Genomic DNA, 22,882 nt, shown 5'->3' with positions numbered 1-22,882 from the left:
CCAGGGATTATGGCTGAATCGGTGAAGCAGATTTGCCTTATGGCGCACATTATCACGGGAAAGAGAGTGCCGGAACATCTTAACCTGACGAAAATTAATACAGAGTTGAAGATGGTTGATAAAAAAAGCCCCACCAGGCTGGCGGGGCAAAAAGAATAGCTAATTAGCTATTTAACGCGGGACGTTCGCTGATAGCGATACGCTGCGCAGCGATGGGTTCAGGCTCATTACGAATTAAATCAATATGCAGCAAACCATTAACGAAGGTTGCGCCAGAGACTTCCATATTTTCAGCCAGCGTAAAGCTCAGACTAAATGGCTGATTCATAAGCCCTTGATGCAACCATTTTTTCTCTTCTTTTGGCTGCTCAGGCGTGCCTTTTACGCTCAGGCGCGTACCTTCCAGTTGAATCTCTAAATCTTCCTGACGGAAACCAGCCAACGCCAGGGTAATGCGGTAGTGGTTATCGTCGCTTTTCTCAATGTTGTACGGCGGGAAGCTCTGGCTTTCACCGGCGTTTTGCAATGCGTTAGCCAGTTTGTCAAAACCGATCCATTGACGCATCAATGGGGATAAATCGAAGTTACGCATAGTCATTTCTCCTTCTAAGAAGCGAGTAAGTACCTGCAAATCCGAAGATTCGCATATGCTCCCTGACGGCGAGCATAGAAATGTCAGGCCGCGCCTGGCGGCCTTAGAGAATTAGTTGATTTCGATACGGCGCGGTTTTTTCGCTTCCGGAATCACGCGTTCAAGATCGATATACAGCAGCCCGTTCACCAGGTTAGCGCCACGAACATGAATGTTCTCGGCTAACTGGAATTTGCGTTCGAAGTTGCGTTCTGCGATGCCCTGGTACAGATAGGTGCGCTCTTTTTGTTCGTCAGCATGGGCACCTTTCACCACCAACAGATTGTCCTGGGCGGTAATTTCCAGTTCACTCTCAGCAAACCCCGCGACAGCGATAGCAATGCGGTAATGGTTTTCGTCTACCAGCTCAACGTTATACGGAGGGTAGCCACCATTACTCTGGCTCTGGTTGTTTTCTAAGTGGTTAAACAAACGGTCAAATCCAATAGCAGAACGATAAAGCGGGGATAAATCAAAGTTACGCATAATCAATAGCTCCTGAAATCAGCGAGAATATAAGACCTTCCACAATGGACAGGTCGGGTAGCCAGAACACCCATCAGGCGCGTTCTCATCAGCTACGGTATAAAAATGGGTCTGGATATGCACTTTTCAAGCCTTTCCAACGGACTTTTTTTTGCAGTTTGTGGTCTATTGCATAGACTGGAGGACAGCACGAAACGTTAAAGTGCGATAGCCGCCACAGTGCGACATGATGATGATGTTATTTTCGGCAAGGGATCGCTATAACACATCATGCCAACACCCACGATTAACAGATGAATTTATTATGATAAGAAATGTGTTGTTAGCGTCCATGATATGCAGCGGAATGACATTACTCGGAGGATGCTCCAGCGTAATGTCCCATACCGGAGGTAAGGAGGGAACGTATCCCGGCACCCGCGCCAGTGTCACCATGATTGGCGATGACACAACAAACTGGGGAACCAAATCGCTGGCGATTCTCGATATGCCATTTACCGCAGTCATGGACACACTTTTGCTGCCGTGGGATGCGTTCCGCAAAGACAGTTCGGTGCGCTCGCGCGTGGAAAAAAGCGAAGCCGACGCGCAAGCCATCAATGCCGTTATTCCACCAGCCAGAATGCCAGCGAACTGACTAGCGACCCGTTTCGGTGATCCACAGCTGACCTGCTTCCATCCACGCCAGCCATTTACCGTCCGGCGAGAAGACCACGGCGTCTGCCGAAGGTGGGTTGGCGTGATTATCAGTTAAATACTCAACTTCACCGCTTTGCGCATGTACGCAGGCAATGCGGTTATCCAGCACAACTCCCAGCCACTCTCCTGATGGATGCCAGTTAAATGCAGACTGGATATCCGTTTTGTTATGGGTTAACTGGCGCGGCTCGCCTCCCTGTGGCGAGATAAGCCACAGTTGCACAATGCCGTTATCATCACGCATTAAAAACGCGATTTGCGTACCCTGTGGACTACAGCGCACCCAGTGGCGCGGGACGTTGACTAACCCCGGATAAGTCCGATGGTGTGTAAAGGTTAAACGTCGCTGCACGACGCCACGCGGCGGCGCGGGCAGGGTTGTTTCCGTTCCGCTTAACGGCGCACCACCAGCTGCTTTCCAGCCAGCTTCATCTTGCGGTAACTCAACGATAAACAGCTCCGGTACTTTCTCGCCCTTTGGCGAAAGCGTGTCGCCAATAAACGCCAGCGCGTGATTTCCTACCCATCCCTCTTCATAAGCGCGATTGATTTCATCACTGCCAGGCTGCGGCGCGGGCGTAGTTTTACTCACCAGCACGCACCAGTGGCTACCGCTGTATTCACGCGGATGCTGCTTTTGTACGTTGACCGGGCCAAACGGTACGGCAACCCCGACGTTTCGCAAATCCAGCGCCGAATCGAGTTCATGCATTACATGGTCGTTATAGGTAAAACTCACCATTTCACCGTTCGGGCTAAAAACATGCACATGGCTGCCGCCGCGTAGCGCCCCTGGGGTGTACGGAACGGTAATATCCATTGCATCGAGATTACTCACCTTTCCACTCACAACAATCACGCCACGGCGGTGATGGAAATCGTAATGCCATGTTTCATCAGGATTTTCAGGGCCGTGGATGAAGACATATTTCTCTGACTTCGGATGAACGGTCACCACGCCGACGTGTGCGCCCTGTGACGCCCGGTAGATAACCTCGACCTCGCCGGTATGGATATTCACGCGCTCAATGGTCTCGCCGGTAAACGACGCGCCAGAAGGACGCACATCAAACACCAGCCACTGGCTGTCGGGTGTCCAGGTATTGGTATTGGTGAGCAGGTGATTTCGTGAAGCGTTGGTGAGTTGTTTCATGGCGTGATCCTGATACAAAACGTTTCCCGCCATCATACTTCACAAGGACTTCACTTTCAGACAATAGTCTTTTGCCATCGTGATGAATGTGAGTAAAAAGATGGAACATTTCGACGTGGCGATTATTGGCCTCGGCCCGGCGGGGTCGGCGTTGGCGCGGCAGTTAGCAGGCAAAATGCAGGTGATCGCGCTGGATAAAAAGCACCAGTGCGGTACTGAAGGTTTCAGCAAGCCTTGTGGTGGTCTGCTGGCACCGGACGCGCAGCGTTCTTTTATTCGCGATGGACTGACGCTTCCTGTCGATGTGATCGCCAATCCGCAGATTTTTAGCGTCAAAACCGTCGACGTCGCCGCATCGCTCACGCGTAACTACCAGCGGAGCTATATCAATATTAATCGCCATGCCTTCGACTTGTGGATGAAGTCGCTGATCCCCGCCAGCGTTGAGGTTTACCACGACAGCCTGTGTCGAAAAATCTGGCATGAGGATGATAAATGGCATGTCATTTTTCGCGCAGACGGCTGGGAGCAGCATATTACCGCCCGTTATCTGGTGGGTGCCGATGGCGCAAACTCGATGGTGCGGCGACATCTTTATCCGGATCATCAGATTCGTAAATATGTCGCTATCCAGCAGTGGTTCGCAGAGAAGCATCCGGTGCCGTTCTACTCCTGCATCTTTGATAATGCGATAACGGACTGTTATTCATGGAGTATCAGCAAAGACGGTTATTTTATCTTTGGCGGTGCCTATCCGATGAAAGACGGTCAGGCGCGTTTCGCGGCGCTGAAAGAGAAAATGAACGCCTTTCAGTTCCAGTTTGGTAAGGCGGTGAAAAGCGAAAAATGCACGGTGCTGTTTCCCTCGCGCTGGCAGGATTTTGTCTGCGGTAAGGACAACGCCTTTCTGATTGGCGAAGCGGCGGGATTTATCAGCGCCAGCTCGCTGGAGGGGATTAGCTATGCGCTGGATAGCGCAGAGATTCTGCGTTCGGTGTTACTGAAGCAGCCGGAGAAGAGCAACGCCGCTTACTGGCGCGCCACCCGCAAACTGCGTTTAAAACTCTTCGGCAAGATAGTAAAAAGCCGATGCCTGACCGCACCGGCTTTAAGAAAGTGGATTATGCGCAGTGGTGTGGCGCATATTTCACAGTTGAAAGATTATCCAACGCGCTTCACATCGCCCACCAGCAGGATGTAAGAGAGCGCGCCAATCAACGCGACGGCGGAGATATAAACCAGTGCAGGTGCGAAGCCATAGCCTTGCAACAGATATTAGTCCACAAAAAAACACCTCATAAGAAAAGGTCTTATATCGGGCAGAAATCTGAAAAGGGAGATCAGGCGCTAAACAGGAGGGAAAGAAGAGTATGCTTTCAACGGCTTAGCGATCTTGTTTAAAGGATTAATCATGAATTTGAATTTTAAGGGATTTTTTAAGGCTGCCGGTTTATTCCCACTGGCGCTGATGCTTTCGGGCTGTATCTCGTATGCCCTGGTTTCCCATACCGCAAAGGGTACTTCAGGAAAGTATCAATCGCAGTCAGACACCATCACGGGGCTATCGCAGGCAAAGGATAGTAATGGAACAAAAGGCTATGTTTTTGTAGGGGAATCGCTGGATTACCTTATCACTGATGGTGCCGATGACATCGTTAAGATGCTCAATGATCCAGCACTTAACCGGCACAATATTCAGGTTGCTGATGACGCAAGATTTGTTTTAAATGCGGGGAAAAAGAAATTTACCGGCACAATATCGCTTTACTACTACTGGAATAACGAAGAAGAAAAGGCACTGGCAACGCATTATGATTTTGCCTGTGGTGTTCAACACTGTACCAGGTCACTGGAAAACCTAAAAGGCACAATCCATGAGAAAAATAAAAACATGGATTACTCAAAGGTGATGGCGTTCTACCATCCATTTAAAGTGCGATTTTATGAATACTATTCACCCAGAGGCATTCCGGATGGTGTTTCCGCAGCATTACTGCCAGTGACTGTTACGCTGGACATCATTACTGCACCGCTGCAATTTCTGGTTGTATATGCAGTAAACCAATAATCAGTAAGCGGGCAAACGCGTTTATGCTGTTTGCCCGCCCACAGATTAATTCAGCACATACTTTTCGATTGCAAACGCCACGCCATCTTCAAGGTTGGATTTAGTGACAAAGTTCGCCACTTCTTTCACCGAAGGAATAGCGTTATCCATCGCCACACCAACGCCTGCGTATTCAATCATTGCGATGTCGTTTTCCTGATCGCCAATCGCCATAATTTCTTCCGGTTTAATGCCAAGCACTTCCGCCAGCGATTTCACGCCAGTGCCTTTATTGACGCGTTTATCGAGGATTTCGAGGAAGTACGGCGCACTTTTCAGCACGGTGTATTTCTCTTTTACTTCCTGCGGAATGCGCGCGATGGCCTGGTCGAGGATGGCGGGTTCATCAATCATCATCACTTTCAGGAACTGGGTGTCAGGGTTCATTTTCTCCGCCTCGCAGAACACCAGCGGAATGGTGGCAACAAATGATTCGTGCACCGTGTAATAGCTGATGTCACGGTTGGCGGTGTACAGCGTGGTGCGATCCAGCGCGTGGAAATGGGAACCGACTTCACGAGAGAGTTTTTCCAGGAAACGGTAGTCATCATAGCTCAGGGCTGTTTGCGCCACGGTGCTACCATCAGCGGCTTTCTGCACCAGCGCGCCATTGTAAGTAATGCAGTAGTCGCCCGGCTGTTCCATATGCAGTTCTTTCAGGTAGTTGTGAACGCCTGCATAAGGGCGCCCCGTCGTCAGTACGACATTCACGCCACGGGCGCGAGCTGCGGCAATCGCATTTTTAACGGCGGGTGAAATGGTGTGATCGGGCAGCAGAAGGGTGCCATCCATATCGATAGCAATGAGTTTGATAGCCATGAGTTCCCCAGGTAGATTGGTTCCTGACTCATGCTAACGCGATTCCGCTCAAAAATCAGTACAACACCCGAGGGAAAAGGGGGATGCAACGCGTGTTGCGTGCTCCCCTTTTGCTTAGCGGAAGAGTTTCCCTTTCAGCAACTCCATGCCTGCGGAAAGCAGATCGTTATTGGCTTGTGGTGACACTTCACCCTGCGGTGAAAGAGCATCAATAATCTTCGGCAATTGTTCCGCCAGTAAGCTGGAAGCAGCACGGGTATCTACGCCGAGTTTTTGCCCGAGATCGGACACCGCGTTTGTGCCGAGCGCCGACTCCAGTTGCTCGCCGCTCACCGGCTGATTGCCCTGTTGATTACTTAACCAGGTTGAGAGAATGGCACCTAAACCGCCACTTTGCAGTTTTTCCAGCAGCACCTGGATGCCTCCCTGTTCCTCAACCCAACTTAAAATCGCCTGATATTTTCCCGCATCGCCTTTCAGAAAGGCACCGACAACTTCATCAAAAAGCCCCATGATATTCACCTGTAAAGCGTTACGTGTTGACTCAAAAAGTATAGTTCTGCGGGATGATAATTGCGGATTGCAGAAATAAAAAGAGCGGAGATCATCTCCGCCCTTTTATTACTTATAGCTTCTTGCCGGATGCGGCATGAACGCCTTATCCGGCCCACAAAACATTGCAAATTCAATATATTGCAGAGGTTTCGTAGGCCTGATAAGCGTAGCGCATCAGGCACGCTCGCATTTTAAATATCGATATTCGCCGCTTTAAGGGCGTTTTCTTCGATAAACGCACGGCGCGGTTCTACGGCGTCGCCCATTAGCGTGGTGAACAATTGGTCGGCGGCAATCGCATCTTTAACGGTAACGCGCAGCATACGGCGGCTTTCCGGATCCATTGTGGTTTCCCACAACTGTTCCGGGTTCATCTCGCCCAAACCTTTATAACGCTGGATGGAGAGGCCGCGACGGGACTCTTTCACCAGCCAGTCCAGCGCCTGTTCGAAGCTGGCTACCGGCTGACGACGCTCGCCACGTTCGATAAACGCATCATCTTCCAGCAGACCGCGCAGTTTCTCGCCCAGCGTGCAGATACGACGATATTCGCCGCCGGTGATAAACTCGTGATCCAGCGGATAGTCAGTATCCACGCCGTGGGTACGCACGCGAACAATCGGCTCGAACAGGTTTTTCTCGGCATTGGTGTGGACATCAAACTTCCACTGGCTGCCGTGCTGTTCTTTGTCGTTCAGTTCGCTGACCAGCGCGTTCACCCAGCGGGTAACAGTCTGCTCATCAGAGAGGTCGGCTTCCGTCAGCGTCGGCTGATAGATAAGCTCTTTCAGCATTGCTTTCGGATAGCGACGTTCCATGCGAACGATCATTTTCTGCGCCGCATTGTACTCCGACACCAGTTTTTCTAACGCTTCACCAGCTAAAGCTGGTGCACTGGCGTTGGTATGCAAAGATGCACCATCCAGAGCGATAGAAATTTGGTACTGATCCATCGCTTCATCGTCTTTAATGTACTGCTCCTGCTTGCCTTTCTTCACTTTGTACAGCGGCGGCTGAGCAATGTAGACATGACCGCGTTCGATGATTTCCGGCATCTGACGATAGAAGAAGGTCAACAGCAATGTACGAATGTGCGAGCCGTCGACGTCCGCATCGGTCATGATAATGATGCTGTGATAACGCAGTTTGTCCGGATTGTATTCGTCACGACCAATACCACAACCAAGTGCGGTGATAAGCGTCGCCACTTCCTGGGAAGCAAGCATCTTATCGAAACGGGCTTTCTCAACGTTGAGGATTTTACCCTTCAGCGGCAGAATCGCCTGGTTCTTGCGGTTACGCCCCTGCTTCGCAGAGCCGCCCGCAGAGTCCCCTTCCACAAGGTACAGTTCGGAAAGCGCCGGGTCGCGCTCCTGACAGTCCGCCAGTTTGCCCGGCAGGCCAGCTAAGTCCAGCGCGCCTTTACGACGGGTCATTTCACGGGCGCGACGCGCAGCTTCACGCGCACGAGCGGCATCAATGATTTTGCCGACCACGATTTTCGCGTCGGTTGGGTTTTCCAGCAGGTATTCTGCCAGCAGTTCGTTCATCTGCTGTTCTACCGCCGATTTCACCTCAGAAGAAACCAGTTTGTCTTTGGTCTGGGAGGAAAATTTCGGATCCGGCACTTTCACGGAAACGACCGCAATCAGGCCTTCACGCGCATCGTCACCGGTGGCGCTGACTTTGGCTTTTTTGCTGTAGCCTTCTTTGTCCATGTAGGCGTTCAGGGTACGGGTCATCGCCGCACGGAAGCCTGCCAGGTGAGTACCGCCGTCACGCTGCGGAATGTTGTTAGTAAAGCAGTAGATGTTTTCCTGGAAGCCATCGTTCCACTGCAATGCCACTTCGACACCGATACCGTCTTTTTCGGTGGAGAAGTAGAAGATATTCGGGTGGATTGGCGTTTTGTTCTTGTTCAGATATTCAACGAATGCCTTGATACCGCCTTCATAGTGGAAGTGGTCTTCTTTGCCGTCGCGCTTGTCGCGCAGACGAATGGAAACGCCGGAGTTGAGGAACGACAACTCACGCAGACGTTTCGCCAGAATTTCATATTCAAACTCGGTCACATTGGTGAACGTTTCGAGGCTTGGCCAGAAACGAACCATAGTGCCGGTTTTATCAGTATCGCCGGTAACCGCCAGCGGTGCCTGCGGTACACCGTGCTCGTAGATCTGACGGTGAATTTTACCTTCACGCTGGATAACCAGCTCCAGTTTTTGCGACAGGGCGTTTACTACCGAAACACCAACGCCGTGCAGACCGCCGGACACTTTATAGGAGTTATCGTCAAATTTACCGCCCGCGTGCAGGACGGTCATGATCACTTCCGCCGCCGATACGCCCTCTTCCGGGTGAATACCGGTCGGAATGCCGCGCCCATCATCCTGTACAGAGACAGAGTTATCGGCGTGAATGGTGACGATAATTTCTTTACAGTGACCCGCGAGCGCTTCGTCGATAGCGTTATCTACCACCTCGAATACCATGTGGTGCAGACCGGTGCCGTCATCCGTGTCGCCGATATACATACCAGGGCGCTTACGCACCGCATCCAGCCCTTTCAGGACTTTGATACTGGAGGAGTCATAAGAATTCGACATCAACGTTTCTCGCTCATTTATACTTGGGTTAATCCGTTATTTTACCCTTTTCCACGGTAAACATCTTCGAATTTTCGTCCGACATGTCTATAACGTGTTCAGCACTTATCGCACTGACAAAGACCTGTGATTGCGTCGCTTTTAAGCGACTGGCAAGCAGTCCGCGACGCTCATCATCAAGCTCAGAGGCAAAATCATCTATCAGGTAGAGACACCGCCGCCCGCTTTCACGGGTGAGGAACTCTCCTTGCGCCAGACGTAAGGCGCACATCAGCAGCTTTAGCTGCCCACGCGATAAGGTATCTTCCACCGGCGCACCGTCGGCGCGAATGCGTAAGTCCGCTTTGTGCGGGCCGTGCGCGGTGTAGGTTAGCTGGCGATCGCGTTCAAAATTACGTTCCAGCACCTCAGCGTATTCTGTCTCTTTCTCCCAGCCGCGCTGAAAAGAGAAAGTCAGAGAAAACTCCGGGAGAAATTGCTTACAGGTATCGGCCATATCGGCGGCGATACCGGCGCTGTACTGGGCGCGCCAGGTGCTGATTTGCTCCGCCAGCGGGATCAGTTCTTTATCCCACGGGCGTAGCTGCTCGTAACGAGTCACCTGGCGCAGCGCCGCATTGCGCTGCTTGAGCAAACGCTTGAGATTGCTCCAGGCGGTGAAAAATCCAGGTTCGTTGTGAAAGCATCCCCAGTCGAGGAATGCTCTTCTGTATTTCGGGCCGCCGTTGAGTAAAGTAAACCCTTCTGGCGTTATCAGTTGCATCGGCATCAGATGCGCCAGCTCCGCGACTTTATGCCCGTCAGTACCGTCAATGCGGACTTTGCTGTCGCCCTGTTTATCTTTGGTTAAGCCAATTGCCGTCTCACGCTCTTCGCCCTGTAATCGCCCGTGGAGAATAAACGCCTCCTGCTCATGGCGAATGACGCGACCAATCTGCAAACTACGAAACGCCCGACCGTGACCGAGCGTATAGATGGCTTCCAGCACGCTGGTTTTGCCACTGCCGTTGGCACCCACCAGAAAGTTAAAGCCAGGAGATAAAGCGAGATCCGCGTTTTCGATATTGCGGAAATCGCGGATCAACAAGCGGGTGAGGGACATTACAGTCTCATTGGCATGACAACATAGGCAGCCGACTGTGATGCGGCATCTTCAATCTGCACGCTGGAAACCGAATCGGTCAGCATCATACGCACGTTTTCGCATTTCAGCGCGTTCAGAACATCCAGCACATAGCTAACGTTGAAGCCGATTTCCATTTCTGCACCGCTATAGATGACGTCGAGGATCTCTTCCGCTTCTTCCTGTTCCGGGTTGTTGGCGGTAATTTTCAACTGGTTTTCACTGACATACAGGCGCACACCACGGAATTTCTCGTTAGAGAGAATCGCCGCACGAGCAAACGCCTGTTTGAGCAGATCACAGCCAGCTTCCAGATGTTTATCCGGGTTCTTCGGCAGAACTCGACGGTAATCAGGGAAGCGACCGTCCACCAGTTTGGAGGTGAAGATAAAGTCGCCAACGTGGGCGCGAATGTTGTTGCTGCCAATCTGCACGCGCAGCGGATTGTCGCCACCGTCGAGCATACGCATTAGTTCAATCACACCTTTACGCGGCACAATCACCGAATGGCTTGGCAAAGACTGACCAATCGGCATTGAGCAGACCGCCAGACGGTGACCGTCGGTCGCCACGGTACGCAGTTCTTCGCCTTCGGTTTCGAACAACATACCGTTTAAATAATAGCGAACGTCCTGATGCGCCATTGAAAACTGGGTCGCTTCAATCAGACGCTTCATCGTCGCCTGCGGCAGGGTAAATTCGACTTCGCTCTGCCAGTCATCGAGGTTCGGGAAATCCGCCGCTGGTAGGGTAGACAGCGAAAAACGGCTACGCCCGGAGCGCACCAGCATCCGCTCACCTTCCAGTTGCACGGCAATTTCCGCGCCTTCAGGCAGACCACGGCAGATATCAAAGAATTTGCGCGCCGGAACGGTCGTCGCCCCTGGTTCGTGCGGCTGAATCAGCGCAACACGTGCCACCATTTCCATCTCGAGATCAGTACCGGTCAGCGACAACGTACCGTCAGCAACCTGTAACAGCAGATTACCGAGAATCGGTAGCGTAGGACGACCACCTAACGGACCGCTCACCTGTTGTAGCGGTTTTAATAAATGCTCACGTTCTACGGTAAATTTCATAGGATTAAGATGACAATGTTCTGATTAAATTTGAAAAATCTTCTTTGATATCATGGCTTTCTTCACGCAACTGCTCGATCTTACGGCAAGCATGAAGCACCGTCGTGTGGTCACGACCACCAAACGCATCGCCGATCTCTGGCAGACTGTGGTTAGTCAGCTCTTTCGCCAGCGCCATCGCCATCTGGCGCGGACGCGCCACCGAGCGAGATCGACGCTTGGAAAGGAGATCCGCGACTTTGATCTTGTAGTACTCCGCCACCGTCTTTTGAATATTGTCGATGGTGACCAGTTTTTCCTGCAATGCCAGCAAATCGCGCAGCGCCTCACGCACGAAGTCGATGGTGATCGCCCGTCCGGTAAAGTTAGCGTTAGCAATGACGCGGTTCAGTGCCCCTTCCAGCTCACGCACGTTAGATCGTAGACGCTTGGCGATAAAGAACGCCACTTCGCCCGGCAAACGAATGTCGTTTTCGTCGGCCTTTTTCATCAGGATCGCCACGCGGGTTTCCAGCTCTGGCGGTTCGATCGCCACAGTCAGTCCCCAGCCAAAGCGGGATTTCAAACGATCCTCAACGCCGTTGATCTCTTTCGGATAGCGATCCGAGGTGAGAATGATCTGCTGATTACCTTCAAGCAGGGCGTTGAAGGTGTGGAAAAACTCTTCCTGGGATCGTTCTTTATTAGCAAAAAACTGAATATCGTCGATCAGCAGCGCATCTACGGAACGGTAGTAGCGTTTAAACTCTTCAATCGCGTTGTTTTGCAGAGCTTTTACCATGTCCTGCACAAAACGTTCGGAGTGCATATAAACCACTTTGGCATTGGGCTTGCGCGCCATAATGCCATTGCCCACCGCATGGAGCAGGTGAGTTTTCCCCAGCCCCGTGCCGCCATAAAGGAACAGCGGGTTATAGGCGCCGCCAGGGTTGTCTGCCACCTGGCGAGCCGCCGCGCGCGCCAGTTGGTTAGATTTACCTTCGACGAAGTTATCAAATGTATGTTTAACGTTAACGTTGGAACGATAGGTCGGTTCTGCCGGAGCCGGAACGTTATCCCAACCCGAGCGCGCCGCAGGTGCAGCACGTTGCGGTTGCACCTGAGCGGCCTGAGCTGGTGCAACGGTGTTACTGGCAGGGACTTTCAGCGTTTGTGTCACGGGCTTTGTGCCCACTTCAAAACGCAGCTGTGGGGCATCCGCTCCGCAGAAACTGGTTAGCAGTCCATTGATATTATTGAGGTACTTGTCCCGTACCCAGTCGAGGACAAAACGGTTTGGCGCGTACAAGGCCAGCGTGTTATCGCTCAGTTCCGCCTGCAATGGGCGTATCCACATACTAAATTCTGTGGCTGGTAACTCATCCTGCAATCGGGCAAGACACTGCTGCCAAAGCGAAAGTGACACGGCGGACTCCACTCGAACAAAAGTCGATTATGACTAAGGCTGAAACATTCATGATTGTTGACGCACGTCGAAAAGACCCTGCATGAGGGTGACGCACGAACCGCTGTCTGCGGTTATATGCCCGATCAAGATCCTGCAAAACGATCGGGACCGAGGATCATAGCCTAAACTGCGCAAGAGATCTTCTGTTTCTCACAGATTTTCCCGATTTATCCACAGGACTTTCCAGAACCCGTTAAGTGTAAACGATCCAGGCGCAAGGCGGGCACGATTTAGGCCGCATATTGGAAAATTTAATGACCATAAACAAAATTAGTCTTAATCGATCTAATAAAGATCCTGAGCGATCCTTGCGCTTTACCTGGTAGCCCGTATAATCCCCCACCCGGCGCGCAATGCTGGTTTTCACCGGTATACAGTTGCACTTTTTCCCTGTGAAAAGGTGCGGAAAAGCGCGGTAAATAAGGAAAGAGAATTGACTCCGGAGTGTACAATTATTACAATCCGGCCTCTTTAATCACCCATGGCTTCGGTGTCCATCGTTCGATTTTCGGACGGATATCCAATAAAGCCATTGAATTTATTCAAGTTTAGGTAGAAATCGCCATGAAACGCACTTTTCAACCGTCTGTACTGAAGCGCAACCGTTCTCACGGCTTCCGTGCTCGTATGGCTACTAAAAATGGTCGTCAGGTACTGGCACGTCGTCGTGCTAAAGGCCGTGCTCGTCTGACCGTTTCTAAGTAATAAAGCTAACCCCTGAGTGGTTAAGCTCGCATTTCCCAGGGAGTTACGCTTGTTAACTCCCAGTCAATTCACATTCGTCTTCCAGCAGCCACAACGGGCTGGCACGCCGCAAATCACCATCCTCGGCCGCCTGAATTCGCTGGGGCATCCCCGTATCGGTCTTACAGTCGCCAAGAAAAACGTTCGACGAGCGCATGAACGCAATCGGATTAAACGTCTGACGCGTGAAAGCTTCCGTCTACGCCAACATGAACTCCCGGCTATGGATTTCGTGGTGGTGGCGAAAAAAGGGGTTGCCGACCTCGATAACCGTGCTCTCTCGGAAGCGTTGGAAAAATTATGGCGCCGCCACTGTCGCCTGGCTCGCGGGTCCTGATAGCCCTTATTCGGGTATACCAACGCCTGATTAGTCCGCTACTCGGGCCGCATTGTCGTTTCACTCCAACCTGTTCAAGCTACGGAATTGAGGCATTGCGCAGGTTTGGAGTGATAAAAGGCAGTTGGTTGACGGTGAAACGCGTATTAAAATGCCACCCTTTACACCCTGGTGGTGACGATCCCGTCCCGCCCGGACCATTTGATACCAGAGAACACTAACGATGGATTCGCAACGCAATCTTTTAGTCATCGCTTTGCTGTTCGTGTCTTTCATGATCTGGCAAGCCTGGGAGCAGGATAAAAACCCGCAACCTCAGGTTCAACAGACCACGCAGACAACGACCACCGCAGCGGGTAGCGCCGCCGACCAGGGCGTACCGGCCAGTGGCCAGGGGAAACTGATTTCGGTTAAAACCGACGTGCTTGATCTGACCATCAACACCCGTGGTGGTGATGTTGAGCAGGCCCTGCTGCCGGCTTACCCGAAAGAACTGAACTCTACCCAGCCGTTCCAGCTGCTGGAAACCTCACCGCAGTTTATTTATCAGGCACAGAGCGGTCTGACCGGTCGTGATGGCCCGGATAACCCGGCTAACGGCCCGCGTCCGCTGTATAACGTCGAAAAAGACGCTTATGTGCTGGCTGAAGGCCAAAACGAACTGCAGGTGCCGATGACGTATACCGACGCGGCAGGCAACACGTTTACCAAAACGTTTGTCCTGAAACGTGGTGATTACGCTGTCAACGTCAACTACAACGTGCAGAACGCTGGCGAAAAACCGCTGGAGATCTCCACCTTTGGTCAGTTGAAGCAATCCATCACTCTGCCACCGCATCTCGATACCGGAAGCAGCAACTTTGCGCTGCATACCTTCCGTGGCGCGGCGTACTCCACGCCTGACGAGAAGTACGAGAAATACAAGTTCGATACTATTGCTGACAACGAAAACCTGAACATCTCTTCGAAAGGTGGTTGGGTTGCGATGCTGCAACAGTATTTCGCAACTGCATGGATCCCGCATAACGACGGCACCAACAACTTCTATACCGCTAATCTGGGTAACGGCATTGCCGCTATCGGCTATAAGTCTCAGCCGGTACTGGTTCAGCCTGGTCAGACTGGCGCGATGAACAGCACCCTGTGGGTTGGCCCGGAAATCCAGGACAAAATGGCGGCCGTTGCTCCGCACCTGGATCTGACCGTTGATTACGGTTGGTTGTGGTTCATCTCTCAGCCGCTGTTCAAACTGCTGAAATGGATCCATAGCTTTGTGGGTAACTGGGGCTTCTCCATTATCATCATCACCTTTATCGTTCGTGGCATCATGTACCCGCTGACCAAAGCGCAGTACACCTCCATGGCGAAGATGCGTATGCTGCAGCCGAAAATTCAGGCTATGCGTGAGCGTCTGGGCGATGACAAACAGCGTATCAGCCAGGAAATGATGGCGCTGTACAAAGCTGAGAAGGTTAACCCGCTGGGCGGCTGCTTCCCGCTGCTGATCCAGATGCCAATCTTCCTGGCGTTGTACTACATGCTGATGGGTTCCGTTGAACTGCGTCAGGCACCGTTTGCACTGTGGATCCACGACCTGTCTGCACAGGACCCGTACTACATCCTGCCGATCCTGATGGGCGTAACGATGTTCTTCATTCAGAAGATGTCGCCAACCACAGTGACCGACCCGATGCAGCAGAAGATCATGACCTTTATGCCGGTCATCTTCACCGTGTTCTTCCTGTGGTTCCCGTCAGGTCTGGTGCTGTACTATATCGTCAGCAACCTGGTAACCATTATTCAGCAGCAGCTGATTTACCGTGGTCTGGAAAAACGTGGCCTGCATAGCCGCGAGAAGAAAAAATCCTGATTCGGTGAGTTTTCGCTAAAATAAGGGCGGTCAGTTGACCGCCTTTTTTCTTTTCGTAGTGCGGATAAGCACAGCGCATCCGCCACACAAAGCAACAGGAACATCATGAGCGATAATGACACTATCGTAGCCCAGGCCACGCCTCCTGGACGTGGCGGCGTTGGCATCCTGCGCATCTCCGGCTTCAAAGCCCGTGAAGTTGCCGAAACCGTGCTGGGTAAATTGCCTAAGCCGCGCTACGCCGATTATCTTCCGTTTAAAGACGCCGACGGCAGCGTGCTCGATCAGGGGATTGCGCTATGGTTCCCTGGCCCGAACTCGTTCACCGGTGAAGATGTGCTGGAACTGCAAGGTCATGGCGGTCCGGTGATCCTCGACCTGCTGTTAAAACGTATTCTGACCATTCCTGGCCTGCGGATTGCTCGCCCTGGTGAGTTTTCAGAACGCGCGTTTCTTAACGATAAACTCGATTTAGCCCAGGCCGAAGCGATTGCCGATCTTATCGACGCCAGTTCGGAACAGGCAGCCCGTTCGGCACTTAACTCGCTGCAAGGCGCATTCTCCGCACGGGTCAACCATCTGGTGGAAGCCCTCACCCACTTGCGCATTTACGTCGAAGCGGCAATTGATTTCCCCGATGAAGAGATCGATTTCCTCTCCGACGGAAAAATTGAAGCCCAGCTCAATGACGTGATTGCCGATCTTGATGCTGTGCGCGCCGAAGCTCGTCAGGGTAGTTTGTTGCGCGAAGGGATGAAGGTGGTGATTGCCGGGCGCCCAAATGCCGGTAAATCGAGCCTGTTAAACGCGCTGGCAGGTCGTGAAGCGGCAATCGTGACTGATATTGCCGGAACCACGCGCGACGTGCTGCGTGAGCATATTCATATTGACGGGATGCCTCTACATATTATCGATACCGCCGGGCTACGAGAAGCCAGCGACGAAGTGGAACGTATTGGTATCGAGCGCGCGTGGCAGGAAATTGAACAGGCCGATCGAGTGCTGTTTATGGTTGATGGCACGACGACAGACGCCGTTGATCCAGCAGAGATCTGGCCGGAGTTTATCGCCCGTCTGCCTGCAAAACTGCCGATCACCGTGGTGCGCAATAAAGCCGACATTACCGGCGAAACGCTGGGAATGAGCGAAGTGAACGGTCACGCGTTGATTCGTCTCTCTGCAAGGACTGGCGAAGGCGTGGATGTGTTGCGTAACCATCTCAAACAGAGCATGGGTTTCGACACGAATATGGAAGGTGGCTTCCTGGCGCGTCGTCGTCACTTACAGGCGCTGGAACAGGCGGCGGAACATCTACAACAGGGCAAAGCGCAACTGTTGGGAGCCTGGGCAGGTGAACTGCTGGCGGAAGAACTACGCCTGGCACAGCAGAACTTAAGCGAGATCACCGGGGAATTTACATCTGACGATCTGCTGGGGAGAATTTTCTCCAGCTTCTGTATCGGTAAGTAACCCGTACCTACAAAGCCGCATCCTGATTGCCTGATGCGGCTTTGCTTTCTTGTTAGCACTCTTATTATTACTCAACCCTTTTTATAAACCTTAACCTTCTCACGTAACTTATTTTCTTAAAAAAGCATTTAATATTGCTTCGTAATCGTTTGTGATTCGATTCACATTTAAACAATTTCAGAATAGACAAAAATCTTGAGTATTATACTGTAACGTCGTGTCTTTCGAGGATAAGTGCATTATGAATACCTTACATATATGTGTGACCTCAAAGTGGTTTAATATTGACAACAGAATTGTCGATCACCGCCCTTAATTTGCCCTTCTGTAGCCATCATAATAACCAAACCGAATTAGATTCAATGTGATCTATTTGTTTGCTATATCTTAATTTTGCCTTTTGCAAAGGCTATCTCTCATTTATTTACTTGTTTTAGTAAATAATGGCTCTTGCATATATATCTGGCGAATTAATAGATATTGCAAATGTAATATTCACAGGGATCACTGCAATTAAAATAAATGAAGGATTATGCAATGGAAAACTTTAAACACCTCCCTGAACCGTTCCGCATTCGTGTTATTGAGCCAGTAAAACGTACCACTCGCGCTTATCGTGAAGAAGCGATTATTAAATCCGGTATGAACCCATTTCTGCTGGATAGCGAAGATGTGTTTATCGATTTACTGACCGATAGTGGCACCGGGGCGGTGACGCAGAGCATGCAGGCTGCGATGATGCGCGGCGACGAAGCTTACAGCGGCAGCCGCAGCTACTATGCGTTAGCCGAGTCAGTGAAGAATATCTTTGGTTATCAATACACCATTCCGACTCACCAGGGCCGTGGTGCAGAACAAATCTATATTCCGGTACTGATTAAAAAACGCGAGCAGGAAAAAGGCCTGGATCGCAGCAAAATGGTGGCATTCTCTAACTATTTCTTTGATACCACGCAGGGGCATAGCCAGATTAACGGCTGTACCGTGCGTAACGTCTATATCAAAGAAGCCTTCGATACGGGCGTGCGTTACGACTTTAAAGGTAACTTTGACCTCGAAGGATTAGAACGCGGTATTGAGGAAGTTGGCCCGAATAACGTGCCATATATCGTTGCTACCATCACCAGTAACTCCGCAGGTGGTCAGCCGGTTTCACTGGCAAATATGAAAGCGATGTACAGCATTGCGAAGAAATATGACATTCCTGTAGTGATGGACTCCGCGCGCTTTGCTGAAAACGCCTATTTCATCAAGCAACGTGAAGCGGAATACAAAGACTGGACTATCGAGCAAATTACCCGCGAAACCTACAAATATGCCGATATGCTGGCAATGTCCGCCAAGAAAGATGCGATGGTGCCGATGGGCGGCCTGCTGTGCGTGAAAGACGACAGCTTCTTCGATGTCTATACCGAGTGCAGAACCCTTTGCGTGGTGCAGGAAGGCTTCCCGACTTATGGTGGTCTGGAAGGTGGCGCGATGGAGCGTCTGGCTGTGGGTCTGTATGATGGCATGAATCATGACTGGCTGGCTTATCGTATTGCGCAGGTGCAGTATCTGGTCGATGGTCTGGAAGAGATTGGCGTTGTGTGTCAGCAGGCGGGCGGTCACGCGGCGTTCGTTGATGCCGGTAAACTGTTGCCGCATATTCCGACAGATCAGTTCCCGGCACAGGCGCTGGCGTGCGAGCTGTATAAAGTCGCCGGTATCCGTGCGGTAGAAATTGGTTCTTTCCTGTTAGGCCGCGATCCGAAAACCGGTAAACAACTGCCGTGCCCGGCAGAATTGCTGCGTTTAACCATTCCACGCGCAACCTATACTCAAACACATATGGACTTTATTATTGAAGCCTTCAAACATGTGAAAGAGAACGCAGCAAATATTAAAGGGTTAACCTTTACCTACGAACCTAAAGTATTGCGTCACTTCACCGCAAAACTGAAAGAAGTTTAATTAATACACTCAGAGTGGCTATAAGGATGTTAGCCACTCCACTCCCTACATCCTCAATAACAAAAATAGCCTTCCTCTAAAGGTGGCATCATGACTGAACAAGCAGAAAAAAAACACTCTGCATTTTGGGGTGTTATGGTTATAGCAGGTACAGTAATCGGTGGAGGTATGTTTGCTTTGCCTGTTGATCTTGCCGGTGCCTGGTTTTTCTGGGGTGCCTTTATCCTTATCATTGCCTGGTTTTCAATGCTACATTCTGGGTTACTTTTATTAGAAGCAAATTTAAATTATCCCGTCGGCTCCAGTTTTAATACCATCACTAAAGATTTAATCGGTAACACCTGGAACATTATCAGCGGCATTACCGTTGCCTTCGTTCTCTATATTCTCACTTACGCCTATATCTCCGCTAACGGCGCGATCATTAGCGAAACGATATCAATGAATCTGGGCTACCATGCCAATCCTCGCATTGTCGGGATCTGCACGGCCATTTTCGTCGCCAGCGTATTATGGATAAGTTCGTTAGCCGCCAGCCGTATCACGTCATTGTTCCTCGGGCTGAAGATTATCTCCTTTGTCATTGTGTTTGGCTCTTTCTTCTTCCAGGTCGATTATTCCGTTCTACGTGATGCCACCAGCACGACTGCGGGGACGTCTTACTTCCCGTACATTTTTATGGCTCTGCCAGTGTGCCTTGCGTCATTTGGTTTCCACGGCAATATTCCCAGCCTGATTATTTGCTATGGCAAACGCAAAGATAAGCTCATCAAAAGCGTGGTTTTCGGTTCGCTGCTGGCGCTGGTGATTTATCTCTTCTGGCTGTATTGCACGATGGGGAATATTCCGCGTGAAAGTTTTAAAGCGATTATCTCCTCCGGCGGCAACGTCGATTCACTGGTGAAATCGTTCCTCGGCACCAAACAACATGGCATTATCGAGTTTTGCCTGCTGGTGTTCTCTAACTTAGCTGTCGCCAGTTCGTTCTTTGGCGTCACGCTGGGACTGTTCGATTATCTGGCGGATCTGTTTAAGATTGATAACTCCCACGGCGGGCGTTTCAAAACCGTGCTGTTAACCTTCCTGCCACCCGCGTTGTTGTATCTCGTCTTCCCGAATGGCTTTATTTACGGGATCGGCGGTGCCGGACTGTGCGCCACTATCTGGGCGGTCATTATTCCCGCAGTGCTGGCAATCAAAGCTCGCAAGAAGTTTCCCAATCAGATGTTTACGGTCTGGGGCGGCAATCTTATTCCGGCGATTGTCATTCTCTTTGGTATAACCGTAATTTTATGCTGGTTCGGTAACGTTTTTAACGTGTTACCTAAATTTGGCTAAACAGCCACTTATACTCTAAATAATTCGAGTTGCAGGAAGGCGACAAGTGAGTGAATCCCCAGGAGCTTACTAAAGTAAGTGACTGGGGTGAACGAACGCAGACGCCGCACATGCAACTTGAAGTATGACGAGTATAGAAGCCAGCCATTTCGCTGGCTTCTTGCCTCTCAGGAAATCTCTTTTGTCCAAATGGCAACTCGCCTGATTCTCCGTCACCACGTATGCTTTGCGTCACCTTTCCGTCAGGACGCTTTAGCTCATGTCCCGTTTCTTAATTTGTAGTTTTGCCCTGGTTTTACTTTATCCCGCAGGGATTGATATGTACCTCGTTGGTTTACCGCGCATCGCCGCCGACCTCAATGCCAGCGAAGCGCAGTTACATATTGCGTTTTCCGTTTATCTGGCGGGAATGGCGGTAGCGATGTTATTTGCCCGTAAAGTGGCCGATCGTTCAGGGAGAAAGCCGGTCGCCATCCCCGGCGCGACGCTATTTATTATCGCCTCAGTGTTCTGTTCACTGGCTGAAACCAGCGCGTTATTTCTTGCAGGACGCTTTCTACAGGGGCTGGGCGCGGGCTGTTGTTACGTGGTGGCGTTCGCCATTTTACGCGACACACTGGACGATCGACGTCGGGCAAAAGTGCTGTCGTTACTCAACGGCATTACCTGCATCATTCCGGTGTTAGCGCCGGTACTCGGGCATCTGATTATGCTTAAATTCCCGTGGCAAAGCCTGTTCTGGGTAATGGCGATGATGGGCTTCGCAGTACTGATGTTGTCTTTATTTATTTTAAAAGAAACGCGCCCTGCTGCGCCTGCCGCTTCGGACAAACCACGAGAAGATACTGAATCGCTGCTTAACCGTTTTTTCCTCAGCCGTGTTGTTATCACCACCCTCAGCGTTTCGGTGATCCTCACCTTCGTGAATACGTCGCCTGTATTGATGATGGAAATCATGGGTTTTGAGCGCGGAGAATACGCCACCATTATGGCGCTGACCGCAGGCGTCAGTATGACCGTATCGTTCTCCACGCCGTTTGCATTGGGAATTTTTAAGCCGCGAACGCTGATGATCACCTCGCAGGTGTTATTCCTGGCGGCGGGTATCACCCTTGCCATTTCACCTTCCCACGTGATTTCTCTGTTTGGCATCACGCTGATTTGCGCCGGTTTTTCGGTAGGCTTCGGCGTGGCAATGAGTCAGGCGTTAGGGCCGTTTTCATTACGCGCAGGCGTGGCCAGTTCGACCTTAGGCATCGCGCAGGTTTGCGGCTCGTCACTGTGGATTTGGCTGGCAGCGGTGGTTGGTCTCAGCGCATGGAATATGCTGATCGGGATTCTGATTGCCTGTAGCATAGTGAGCCTGTTGCTGATTATGTTCGTCGCGCCTGGACGCCCGGTTGCCGCTCATGAAGAAATCCATCACCACGCTTGATCTCAATTTGCTGCTCTGTCTGCAATTGCTGATGCAGGAGCGCAGCGTAACCAAAGCGGCGAAACGGATGAACGTAACGCCTTCGGCGGTGAGCAAGTCATTGGCAAAACTTCGGGCATGGTTTGATGATCCGCTCTTTGTGAACTCACCGCTGGGCCTGTCGCCCACACCGCTGATGGTCAGCATGGAACAAAATCTGGCGGAATGGATGCAAATGAGCAATCTGCTGCTGGATAAACCGCATCACGAAACGCCGCGCGGCCTTAAGTTTGAGTTAGCGGCGGAGTCGCCGCTGATGATGATCATGTTTAACGCGTTATCGAAACAGATCTACCAGCGTTACCCCCAGGCGACCATCAAACTACGTAACTGGGATTACGATTCGCTGGATGCAATTACCCGTGGCGAAGTGGATATCGGTTTTTCCGGTCGTGAAAGTCATCCCCGTTCGCGGGAGCTACTAAGTTCGTTGCCGTTATCCATTGATTATGAAGTGCTGTTTAGTGATGTGCCCTGCGTCTGGCTACGCAAAGATCATCCGGCACTACGTGAAGCGTGGGATCTGGACACCTTTCTGCGTTATCCGCATATCAGCATTTGCTGGGAACAGAGCGACACCTGGGCACTGGACAATGTGTTACAGGAGCTAGGCCGAGAACGCACGATTGCTATGAGTCTGCCAGAATTTGAGCAGGCACTATTTATGGCGGCGCAGCCCGACAATCTGCTAATGGCGACCGCGCCACGCTACTGTCAGTACTACAATCAGCTCCACCAACTGCCGTTGGTTGCTCTTCCTCTCCCCTTTGACGAAAGCCAGCAAAAAAAGCTGGAAGTACCGTTTACTCTGCTGTGGCACAAACGGAATAGCCATAACCCAAAGATCGTCTGGTTACGGGAAACCATTAAAAATATTTACACCTCGATAGCATAATAAAATCGTATAAAATGCGACCACATTTCACGATAAAATGTAAAAAACATGTAATAAACTTATCCGAATCGAACTTTTCGCCACTTTAGTCTGTCC

Annotated in this window: 23 protein-coding genes, 1 pseudogene and 1 other annotated feature; of the genes and pseudogenes, 14 read left to right on the top strand and 10 right to left on the bottom strand. The window is 51.1% G+C overall.

Features of this window, described 5'->3' with window-relative positions:
* Positions 1-9 precede the first annotated feature (9 nt).
* Positions 10-159, top strand: a complete 150-nt coding sequence (locus tag A7098_RS23850; protein WP_024165178.1) for a hypothetical protein — start codon at positions 10-12, stop codon at positions 157-159.
* 4 nt (positions 160-163) lie between these two features.
* Here the strand turns inward: A7098_RS23850 and ibpB are convergent, their stop codons facing one another.
* Positions 164-592, bottom strand: a complete 429-nt coding sequence (gene ibpB / locus A7098_RS13835; protein WP_001243431.1) for a small heat shock chaperone IbpB — start codon at positions 590-592, stop codon at positions 164-166.
* A gap of 111 nt (positions 593-703) precedes the next feature.
* Positions 704-1,117, bottom strand: coding sequence for a small heat shock chaperone IbpA (gene ibpA / locus A7098_RS13830; protein WP_001243437.1), 414 nt, complete (start codon positions 1,115-1,117; stop codon positions 704-706).
* Positions 1,111-1,183: a sequence feature (ROSE (Repression Of Heat Shock gene Expression) occurs in the 5'-region of heat shock genes and acts as an RNA thermometer to modulate expression.), on the bottom strand. Its footprint overlaps the gene before it by 7 nt.
* Before the next feature lie 238 nt (positions 1,184-1,421).
* Here ibpA and A7098_RS13825 point away from each other — a divergent pair.
* The gene (locus tag A7098_RS13825) at positions 1,422-1,754 is read left to right on the top strand and encodes a YceK/YidQ family lipoprotein (RefSeq protein WP_064732606.1); all 333 of its coding nucleotides are present in this window, start codon (positions 1,422-1,424) and stop codon (positions 1,752-1,754) included.
* Here A7098_RS13825 and A7098_RS13820 read toward each other — a convergent pair whose 3' ends face one another.
* The gene (locus A7098_RS13820) at positions 1,755-2,969 is read right to left on the bottom strand and encodes a DUF3748 domain-containing protein (RefSeq protein WP_198599196.1); all 1,215 of its coding nucleotides are present in this window, start codon (positions 2,967-2,969) and stop codon (positions 1,755-1,757) included.
* Between the two features lie 100 nt (positions 2,970-3,069).
* Between A7098_RS13820 and cbrA the strand changes: the two genes are divergently transcribed.
* Positions 3,070-4,170 (top strand): colicin M resistance lipid reductase CbrA, encoded by a 1,101-nt coding sequence (cbrA, locus tag A7098_RS13815; protein WP_105280973.1) that lies wholly within the window; start codon positions 3,070-3,072, stop codon positions 4,168-4,170.
* Here the strand turns inward: cbrA and A7098_RS24250 are convergent.
* Positions 4,131-4,244 (bottom strand): annotated as a pseudogene (locus A7098_RS24250) (hypothetical protein); the annotation flags it as partial. The gene cbrA and the pseudogene A7098_RS24250 overlap by 40 nt on opposite strands.
* Before the next feature lie 136 nt (positions 4,245-4,380).
* Between A7098_RS24250 and yidX the strand changes: the two are divergent.
* On the top strand, positions 4,381-5,037 hold the full coding sequence (gene yidX, locus A7098_RS13810; protein ID WP_024212585.1) for a protein YidX: 657 nt from the start codon (positions 4,381-4,383) through the stop codon (positions 5,035-5,037).
* A 45-nt stretch (positions 5,038-5,082) separates the two neighbouring features.
* On the opposite strand, the gene yidA is transcribed toward yidX, so the two are convergent.
* The 6 genes from yidA to dnaA form a co-directional block, all read right to left on the bottom strand.
* A complete protein-coding gene (gene yidA, locus A7098_RS13805; RefSeq protein ID WP_000985555.1) occupies positions 5,083-5,895 on the bottom strand; it encodes a sugar-phosphatase in 813 nt (270 codons plus the stop codon).
* A 114-nt stretch (positions 5,896-6,009) separates the two neighbouring features.
* Positions 6,010-6,408, bottom strand: coding sequence for a YidB family protein (locus tag A7098_RS13800; RefSeq protein ID WP_000522198.1), 399 nt, complete (start codon positions 6,406-6,408; stop codon positions 6,010-6,012).
* A gap of 233 nt (positions 6,409-6,641) precedes the next feature.
* On the bottom strand, positions 6,642-9,056 hold the full coding sequence (gene gyrB / locus A7098_RS13795; protein ID WP_000072054.1) for a DNA topoisomerase (ATP-hydrolyzing) subunit B: 2,415 nt from the start codon (positions 9,054-9,056) through the stop codon (positions 6,642-6,644).
* 28 nt (positions 9,057-9,084) lie between these two features.
* Entirely contained in the window at positions 9,085-10,158 is a 1,074-nt protein-coding gene (gene recF, locus A7098_RS13790; protein ID WP_000060090.1) for a DNA replication/repair protein RecF, read from the bottom strand.
* Complete coding sequence (dnaN, locus tag A7098_RS13785; RefSeq protein WP_105280958.1) at positions 10,158-11,258, bottom strand: DNA polymerase III subunit beta; 1,101 nt, start codon at positions 11,256-11,258, stop codon at positions 10,158-10,160. Before dnaN ends, recF begins: the two co-directional genes overlap by 1 nt.
* A 4-nt stretch (positions 11,259-11,262) precedes the next feature.
* On the bottom strand, positions 11,263-12,663 hold the full coding sequence (dnaA, locus tag A7098_RS13780; protein WP_000059098.1) for a chromosomal replication initiator protein DnaA: 1,401 nt from the start codon (positions 12,661-12,663) through the stop codon (positions 11,263-11,265).
* 606 nt (positions 12,664-13,269) lie between these two features.
* Here dnaA and rpmH point away from each other — a divergent pair.
* The 10 genes from rpmH to yidZ all read left to right on the top strand — a co-directional run bounded on the left by rpmH (position 13,270) and on the right by yidZ (position 22,786).
* Positions 13,270-13,410: a 50S ribosomal protein L34 gene (gene rpmH, locus A7098_RS13775; RefSeq protein ID WP_000831330.1), complete on the top strand. Its 141-nt coding sequence runs from the start codon at positions 13,270-13,272 to the stop codon at positions 13,408-13,410.
* Positions 13,411-13,426: 16 nt separating this feature from the next.
* Positions 13,427-13,786 carry a ribonuclease P protein component gene (gene rnpA / locus A7098_RS13770; RefSeq protein WP_000239730.1) on the top strand — a complete coding sequence of 120 codons (360 nt, stop codon included), beginning with the start codon at positions 13,427-13,429 and terminating at the stop codon, positions 13,784-13,786.
* The gene (yidD, locus tag A7098_RS13765) at positions 13,750-14,007 is read left to right on the top strand and encodes a membrane protein insertion efficiency factor YidD (RefSeq protein ID WP_001307474.1); all 258 of its coding nucleotides are present in this window, start codon (positions 13,750-13,752) and stop codon (positions 14,005-14,007) included. The genes rnpA and yidD overlap by 37 nt, the downstream gene beginning before the upstream one ends.
* A 2-nt stretch (positions 14,008-14,009) precedes the next feature.
* Positions 14,010-15,656 (top strand): membrane protein insertase YidC, encoded by a 1,647-nt coding sequence (yidC, locus tag A7098_RS13760; protein ID WP_000378289.1) that lies wholly within the window; start codon positions 14,010-14,012, stop codon positions 15,654-15,656.
* Positions 15,657-15,761: 105 nt separating this feature from the next.
* On the top strand, positions 15,762-17,126 hold the full coding sequence (gene mnmE, locus A7098_RS13755) for a tRNA uridine-5-carboxymethylaminomethyl(34) synthesis GTPase MnmE (protein ID WP_001282346.1): 1,365 nt from the start codon (positions 15,762-15,764) through the stop codon (positions 17,124-17,126).
* A 241-nt stretch (positions 17,127-17,367) separates the two neighbouring features.
* A complete protein-coding gene (tnaC, locus tag A7098_RS13750; protein WP_032147965.1) occupies positions 17,368-17,442 on the top strand; it encodes a tryptophanase leader peptide in 75 nt (24 codons plus the stop codon).
* Positions 17,443-17,663: 221 nt separating this feature from the next.
* Positions 17,664-19,079 (top strand): tryptophanase, encoded by a 1,416-nt coding sequence (gene tnaA, locus A7098_RS13745; protein WP_105280957.1) that lies wholly within the window; start codon positions 17,664-17,666, stop codon positions 19,077-19,079.
* Between the two features lie 90 nt (positions 19,080-19,169).
* Complete coding sequence (gene tnaB, locus A7098_RS13740; protein ID WP_000138823.1) at positions 19,170-20,417, top strand: low affinity tryptophan permease TnaB; 1,248 nt, start codon at positions 19,170-19,172, stop codon at positions 20,415-20,417.
* A 259-nt stretch (positions 20,418-20,676) separates the two neighbouring features.
* The gene (mdtL, locus tag A7098_RS13730; protein ID WP_105280955.1) at positions 20,677-21,852 is read left to right on the top strand and encodes a multidrug efflux MFS transporter MdtL; all 1,176 of its coding nucleotides are present in this window, start codon (positions 20,677-20,679) and stop codon (positions 21,850-21,852) included.
* The gene (yidZ, locus tag A7098_RS13725) at positions 21,827-22,786 is read left to right on the top strand and encodes an HTH-type transcriptional regulator YidZ (protein WP_105280954.1); all 960 of its coding nucleotides are present in this window, start codon (positions 21,827-21,829) and stop codon (positions 22,784-22,786) included. The genes mdtL and yidZ overlap by 26 nt, the downstream gene beginning before the upstream one ends.
* The last annotated feature ends 96 nt before the right edge of the window (positions 22,787-22,882 follow it).

The organism is Escherichia sp. MOD1-EC7011, assembly GCF_002965005.1.
Lineage (GTDB): Bacteria > Pseudomonadota > Gammaproteobacteria > Enterobacterales > Enterobacteriaceae > Escherichia > Escherichia ruysiae.
The sequence above is the reverse complement of the archived record's forward strand: the minus strand, read 5'-3'. Positions and strand labels throughout refer to the sequence as shown.

Bases quoted from the DNA above. Each gene is read 5' to 3' on its own strand.
- A7098_RS23850 (WP_024165178.1), top strand. From the start codon at position 10: ATGGCTGAATCGGTGAAGCAGATTTGCCTTATGGCGCACATTATCACG.
- ibpB (WP_001243431.1), bottom strand. From the start codon at position 592: ATGCGTAACTTCGATTTATCCCCATTGATGCGTCAATGGATCGGTTTT.
- ibpA (WP_001243437.1), bottom strand. From the start codon at position 1,117: ATGCGTAACTTTGATTTATCCCCGCTTTATCGTTCTGCTATTGGATTT.
- A7098_RS13825 (WP_064732606.1), top strand. From the start codon at position 1,422: ATGATAAGAAATGTGTTGTTAGCGTCCATGATATGCAGCGGAATGACA.
- A7098_RS13820 (WP_198599196.1), bottom strand. From the start codon at position 2,969: ATGAAACAACTCACCAACGCTTCACGAAATCACCTGCTCACCAATACC.
- cbrA (WP_105280973.1), top strand. From the start codon at position 3,070: ATGGAACATTTCGACGTGGCGATTATTGGCCTCGGCCCGGCGGGGTCG.
- yidX (WP_024212585.1), top strand. From the start codon at position 4,381: ATGAATTTGAATTTTAAGGGATTTTTTAAGGCTGCCGGTTTATTCCCA.
- yidA (WP_000985555.1), bottom strand. From the start codon at position 5,895: ATGGCTATCAAACTCATTGCTATCGATATGGATGGCACCCTTCTGCTG.
- A7098_RS13800 (WP_000522198.1), bottom strand. From the start codon at position 6,408: ATGGGGCTTTTTGATGAAGTTGTCGGTGCCTTTCTGAAAGGCGATGCG.
- gyrB (WP_000072054.1), bottom strand. From the start codon at position 9,056: ATGTCGAATTCTTATGACTCCTCCAGTATCAAAGTCCTGAAAGGGCTG.
- recF (WP_000060090.1), bottom strand. From the start codon at position 10,158: ATGTCCCTCACCCGCTTGTTGATCCGCGATTTCCGCAATATCGAAAAC.
- dnaN (WP_105280958.1), bottom strand. From the start codon at position 11,258: ATGAAATTTACCGTAGAACGTGAGCATTTATTAAAACCGCTACAACAG.
- rpmH (WP_000831330.1), top strand. From the start codon at position 13,270: ATGAAACGCACTTTTCAACCGTCTGTACTGAAGCGCAACCGTTCTCAC.
- yidD (WP_001307474.1), top strand. From the start codon at position 13,750: ATGGCGCCGCCACTGTCGCCTGGCTCGCGGGTCCTGATAGCCCTTATT.
- yidC (WP_000378289.1), top strand. From the start codon at position 14,010: ATGGATTCGCAACGCAATCTTTTAGTCATCGCTTTGCTGTTCGTGTCT.
- mnmE (WP_001282346.1), top strand. From the start codon at position 15,762: ATGAGCGATAATGACACTATCGTAGCCCAGGCCACGCCTCCTGGACGT.
- tnaA (WP_105280957.1), top strand. From the start codon at position 17,664: ATGGAAAACTTTAAACACCTCCCTGAACCGTTCCGCATTCGTGTTATT.
- tnaB (WP_000138823.1), top strand. From the start codon at position 19,170: ATGACTGAACAAGCAGAAAAAAAACACTCTGCATTTTGGGGTGTTATG.
- mdtL (WP_105280955.1), top strand. From the start codon at position 20,677: ATGTCCCGTTTCTTAATTTGTAGTTTTGCCCTGGTTTTACTTTATCCC.
- yidZ (WP_105280954.1), top strand. From the start codon at position 21,827: ATGAAGAAATCCATCACCACGCTTGATCTCAATTTGCTGCTCTGTCTG.